Origin of the sequence: Haloferax profundi, from assembly GCF_001469865.1 — an archaeon.
Classification (GTDB): domain Archaea; phylum Halobacteriota; class Halobacteria; order Halobacteriales; family Haloferacaceae; genus Haloferax; species Haloferax profundi.
On sequence record NZ_LOPV01000133.1, the window covers coordinates 1 to 2,918 of the forward strand.

Annotated in this window: 2 protein-coding genes; one reads left to right on the top strand and one right to left on the bottom strand. The window is 52.9% G+C overall.

Translation table 11 applies throughout. The features are described 5' to 3' along the window. Positions 1-145 precede the first annotated feature (145 nt). Positions 146-1,072 carry a hypothetical protein gene (locus AUR66_RS06625; RefSeq protein WP_058571687.1) on the bottom strand — a complete coding sequence of 309 codons (927 nt, stop codon included), beginning with the start codon at positions 1,070-1,072 and terminating at the stop codon, positions 146-148. A gap of 572 nt (positions 1,073-1,644) precedes the next feature. On the opposite strand from AUR66_RS06625, the gene AUR66_RS06630 reads away from it, so the two are divergent. After that, positions 1,645-2,688, top strand: coding sequence for a phage NrS-1 polymerase family protein (locus AUR66_RS06630; protein ID WP_058571688.1), 1,044 nt, complete (start codon positions 1,645-1,647; stop codon positions 2,686-2,688). Positions 2,689-2,918: the final 230 nt, after the last annotated feature.

Genomic DNA, 2,918 nt, shown 5'->3' on the forward strand with positions numbered 1-2,918 from the left:
ACACGGTCAGTATGCGAAAAGAATCCGACGAGTGGAAGGAACTGTAGCCGGCTCAGCCGAACACATTTCTCGCCTCGACCCTCATCGTCCCGAGTTATCAGCACGGCACACGAATCAGTTGTACCGACAACGGTCTATCTTAGAGTCAACGGTTCAGCGAGTACTCCAGCGAGAGCCCTTTGTCCGGTGGGTACTCGCTCTTTGGGTCGCGCTCACCCTGGAAGACAGCGATGATATCTTTAATCGAATCACCATGCCCGATTCGTTCGTACAGCGAGAATCTCGAGTCGTAGCCGAGAACCTCTGTTAGAACGTAGGGGGCCTGGTGTGAGAGTTCGGGTTCGTCCGTCTGGTCGGGTTGTAGGTTGTGCTCAGCCCGGTAGTCCATCAGTTCCTCGACTGTCTGGCGTGCACTGCCGGCGAGGTACCCGACCACTGAGTCCTCGTCCGTACCGTCTGGATTCTTGGCCTTCATCGTCACGAGCGTCGTCTGGTCCATGTTGAACCCAGTCGCGTCCAGAATCGATGCGATAACCCAGGGTCGTGCCCACTCGTTCGCGTAGATTCGACCCATGTTACCTCCGTCGCGCGTGAGGATTCTGTTCAAGATGACCTTCGGCTGTCCGTCCTCGAAGCCCATAAGGAACGGAAAGCCACGGAGGTAGACATCTTCCGTTTGTCGGCACATGCCAACAGGGATTGCTCCGATCCAGCGCTCACCGCTGGCGATTCGCTTCCACACACCCTCCGCAGAGTTCAGCGACGTCGACGAGACCACGTCGTCTTCATCATCTATCGTCTCCACCGTCCCACCCTCCTCCGTAGTCGGGTACGTCGGTACTGAGTTCTCGCCCCGAGCCTTGGTCATCTTCGCGGACTGTGTGGCCGTGTCTTCTGAAACTGACCACGGGATGGACGGCCCACTCCGGAACTCGTCGAGAGCTTTGAGTTGGTTGAACTTCGCCTTCCCGAGCTCGACCGCGAGTATCGGTCGAATAGTCGGGTCTGCAAGCTCGTCGTACAACTCGACCTGGTACTGGCACGCCTTGCGAGGTTGTGTCGGTTCTGTCATACCTATTGGTAGGACGGTCATTTGGATATGTAGTTCGACCAGACGGATTCGACTGCTGTCGTGCGATTCGTTAATATTTCTTTAAATACCTGCTCGAAGGGGTGGGCCGAAGATCAACAACTACCAGAATCCAGATCGGTTATTCAAACTCCGCCGGTTCGTAAACTCACCTTGCGTATCTTCCACCAGTTCCTGTCGTGTACTGTGGATTATCAATGGGGGCCTGTAGCTATATATTTAGATAAAGCTACAGCTATTCCTAAAGCTACAGCTAAACATTTCTCTACAGCTATTCCTACAACTATCTCTATAGCTGGTGTTGTTGTACACCGAGTCGAGCACAGTTGCAGTTGACTCGGAACAGCACCGACCCCGAGTCATCCTAATTTTAAATACCAAACCGTGTCTTGGACCATTCGAAGAGCGGGAGAATAGATTCCTACTCTTCACAAAGCTTGAATCGTCGTTGACGCGACGTCGCCCAGCGAGGGTTGCTGACAGATGCAGAATAATCGATGAGATATATCTCAGTCTGTAGTAGACGTCCCGTTCAGCGACACAGGTATACACACATGTCTAGCCACGACACTACCGAAACGGAAGTATCGCCCGATGACTATGAACGCACCGTACCCTCCAGCCACATAGTCACTGAACCGAATGCCATTCCAGATGTTCTAAAGCAGAACTCGGAGTGGCTCGTTGTTCTGATTCCTTCGGATTCAGACAAAGGTAAACCGCCGATCGCTCCCAACGGTGGAAGCGGATGGGCTGACGAGTCCCGAGAGCTACTCGACTTCGATACCGCGTATGAGACAGCAGTGGAGATGGTATGCACCCCCCGTGTCAACACTGAGGAGGGAGATCGGGTCGCTCTTGGATACCGGTTCACATCCGAAGATGGTTTCACTGGAATCGATATCGACGACGCGGAACGTCTCAAACTGGTCGAAGATGTACTCCAGAACTTCGAGAACGCGTACATAGAATGGTCTGTCTCAGGTGAGGGACAACACATCATCGTCAAAGCGAATGCTGGAGACTCCCCAGGTGGAAAACTGCCTCTGTGTGATGATGGGAATGTGAGCGTTGAGATATACGACAAAGATCGGTATTTTGTCTTCACTGGAGACGCTATCCAGACATCAGAGGTCGGCGAGAGTAGTCAAGAACAGGTAGACGAACTACTCGAACGAGTCACCCCGAGTCAAGATAATCGAAGTTCACCGCCGATCACCTCAATCGGGAGACAGCAGGCTCAAGAGTATACCCACTACTTCGGTGAGGATAACTCTCGACCTACCATCACCGATATCCTTAACACAGCGGAGAAGTACGATCGGGAATTTCGGATGCTTTTCCGGGGAGGTACCTCAGGATACCCGAGCCAGTCCGAGGCGGACATGGCACTCGCTTCGAAGCTAGCATTCTGGTGCCGAGGTGATCTTTTTCTCATGGACCGGTGCTTCCGTCGTAGCAACTGTTACGACAGCCGTGGTCAGTCGACTGCAAAATGGGATGAAGCACACTACGGCACTGGCGAAACGTATGGAGAACGCACACTGAAGAAAGCGATAGAGAATAACTCGGAAAGATTCGAGGGGTCGTACCTCTAACGCCCTGAATCTCCCACACTAACCCCCTCGCATCATCGAATTTTATCGGCGTTTCATACAAACGCTGGCAGTATCTTTTTTTACTAGCCCGTTCGTAGATTCTCGATAAGTCCGGGACGACGGAGGGACAAACACCGCGGATGTTCGATTGAACAGTCAGTAGTCTGGGTGTTTTTATAAGCTCCCCGCCGACGTACCACGTATGCAGACGCACATCGTTCCCGTCGGGT

Excerpts from the sequence above, each read along its gene's own strand:
- AUR66_RS06625 (WP_058571687.1), bottom strand. The coding sequence starts at position 1,072 with ATGACAGAACCGACACAACCTCGCAAGGCGTGCCAGTACCAGGTCGAG.
- AUR66_RS06630 (WP_058571688.1), top strand. The coding sequence starts at position 1,645 with ATGTCTAGCCACGACACTACCGAAACGGAAGTATCGCCCGATGACTAT.